We start from the raw sequence: 2,445 nt of genomic DNA, 5'->3' as shown, positions 1-2,445 counted from the left end.
CCGAGCCAGACTAACGAAAAAAGCATTAATTTGTTGGCCTTTTTTAAGAAGAGAAGATTCACTCTTTAAAATTTTGACTAATTCAGCTACAATATTATTCATGGGGCTATTATCCTCTTTTCATGTTTTGTGATGATTACATGTGTAAGGATAATAGTCCTTTTTGGTGTTAAGCAAGCACTATTTTTAGCCTGCACGACATTGTGAACTTTCAAACTAGAAGAAAAAGCCCTAATTTTTTAAAACCAACCAAAACTTTACACTTAGACCATTTGCTATTTAACCACAAAAAGCACGGGCTACCCGCATAGCTAGCAGTTCCCGTGCTCTTTTTCTACCGATATTTTTGACCAAATTCTGTCAAATACTAATCTAAGTCAGTTCCGTTTGTAGCGATGACTTTTTTATACCATTCAAACGAATCTTTCTTATAACGCTTCATTGTTCCGTTGCCGTAATCATCACAATCAACGTAAACCAATCCGTAGCGTTTCTTCATTTCACCGGTCCCATTCGAAACTAGATCGATCGCACTCCAGACAGTGTAACCCAACAAATCAACACCATCGATATTAACAGCGTCATCCATTGACTTGACTGCAGCACGCAGGTATTTGATCCGGTAATCATCATGAATGGTCTGATCATCTTCAAGTTTATCTGCCCAACCAAGACCATTTTCCACGATCCATAATGGCTTATGGTAGCGATTCCAGAGGGTGTTCAATGCTAGGCGCAAACAATCAGGATCTGTTGCCCAGCCCCAAGCATTGATTTCAAGGTAGGGATTCTTGACCCCCGCTACCCCTAAATTACCATTTGCATCATCATCTTCTGGATGAGTTGTCATCACTGAAGAGCTGTAACATGAAAAGCTCAAGAAATCAGCCGAATATTCTCGCAGAAGTTCATAGTCTTCTGGGGTGTCATTCAGGATGATGCCTTCACGTTCATACTGCTTCAAACGATACTCAGGATAACGACCGCCCACCTGGACATCGGAATAAAAGAGTGTTCCTTGTTGAGCTTTCATGATCTCAACTTGATCCGCTGGATCACAGGTATAAGCGTAGATCGGTGAGTATGCCAACATCTGACCGACCCGCATTTCTGGATCAATTTGGTGTGCTGCCCGAACTGCCTTAGCACTCGCAACGAATTGGTTATGTGCTCCGCGTGCCCGATTTTCTGGGGTTGGATCAGTTAACCCGCCACCCATATATGGTGCCAAATCCATCGCGTTGATCTCATTAAAGGTCGTCCAATACTTGACTTTACCTTGATACCGTTTAAAAACAGTCACCACGTATTTTTCAAATAAATCGATCATGCTTCGATCAGACCAGCCGCCGTAACGTTTGATCAACGAAAGCGGGGTATCGTAATGGGACAAAGTCACCATCGGTTCGATCTGATATTTATGGCATTCATCAAAAATTCGTTCATAAAATTGCAGACCTTCTTCGTTTGGCTCTGCTTCGTCACCATTGGGAAAGATCCGTGACCAGCTCAATGACAGGCGGAAGGTCTTAAAGCCCATTTCGGCCATCAACTTAATATCCTCTTCATAGTGATGGTAAAAATCAGTACCATGGTGACTTGGGTAATGGTATTCAGGTAAGATCGCTGGTTGTGCATCAGCTGGGACGCTGAAATCCTCACCCCAAACCAATGGCGAAGTACCTGTTGTACCATCGGCTTTTTTCCAAGTTACCAAGCGCGGACGATCTACTGCCCCGTTGGTTAAAACATCAATTGCATTCAAGCCTTTCCCGTCTTGGTCATAGCCGCCTTCGTATTGGTTGGCCGCCGTCGCGCCGCCCCACAGAAAATCCTTTTTAAACCCCATATGTATCCTCCTGTCAGTTATGCTTTATTAGTCGGGTTACTCGTGGCAGCAGGTTGCGCCTAACCTACTTCTGTCAACAATACTGAAAATCGCATTTTTGGCAGAAGCCCGTTAGTGCTCACCTGCTGAACGCCACGCTCCACCTTGTTTTTAGTCAGGCTCCGTAAAACAGAAAGCTCCGCTTATCCAACTCCAAGCTTTTGGTGCATAGCCCGCACCATTAGCCCGGAGTCCGATAATGCTCACTTTCTACCGCTTTACTCCGCCTTGTTTTCTTAGTCAGGCTCCGTAAAACAGAAAGCTCCGCTTATCCAACTCCAAGCTTTTGGTGCATGGCCCGCACCATTAGCCCGGAGTCCGATAATGCTTACTTTCTACAGTTTTGCTCCGCCCTGTTTTCATAGTCGGGTTACGCGTGGCAGCAGGTTGCGCCTAACCTCCTTCTGCCAACAATGCTGAAAATCGCATTTTTGGTAGAAGCCCGTTAGTGCTCACCTGCTGAACGCCGCGCTCCGCCCTGTTTTAAAAAAGACAAGCACTGCCAAATTTCTTTGCCCAGCCTTGTCTTTTTTGATCTTTAACAATTAGTCTGTTAA

General features: G+C 44.6%; 1 protein-coding gene. It reads right to left on the bottom strand.

Annotated features, from left to right (window positions below):
• Positions 1 to 367 precede the first annotated feature (367 nt).
• The gene (locus LFYK43_RS11960) at positions 368 to 1,849 is read right to left on the bottom strand and encodes a family 1 glycosylhydrolase (protein WP_124978573.1); all 1,482 of its coding nucleotides are present in this window, start codon (positions 1,847 to 1,849) and stop codon (positions 368 to 370) included.
• Positions 1,850 to 2,445: the final 596 nt, after the last annotated feature.

It is taken from the genome of Ligilactobacillus salitolerans, assembly GCF_003864415.1.
Classification (GTDB): Bacteria; Bacillota; Bacilli; order Lactobacillales; family Lactobacillaceae; genus Ligilactobacillus; species Ligilactobacillus salitolerans.
The sequence above is the reverse complement of the archived record's forward strand: the minus strand, read 5'-3'. Positions and strand labels throughout refer to the sequence as shown.

Excerpts from the sequence above, each read along its gene's own strand:
- LFYK43_RS11960 (WP_124978573.1), bottom strand. The coding sequence starts at position 1,849 with ATGGGGTTTAAAAAGGATTTTCTGTGGGGCGGCGCGACGGCGGCCAAC.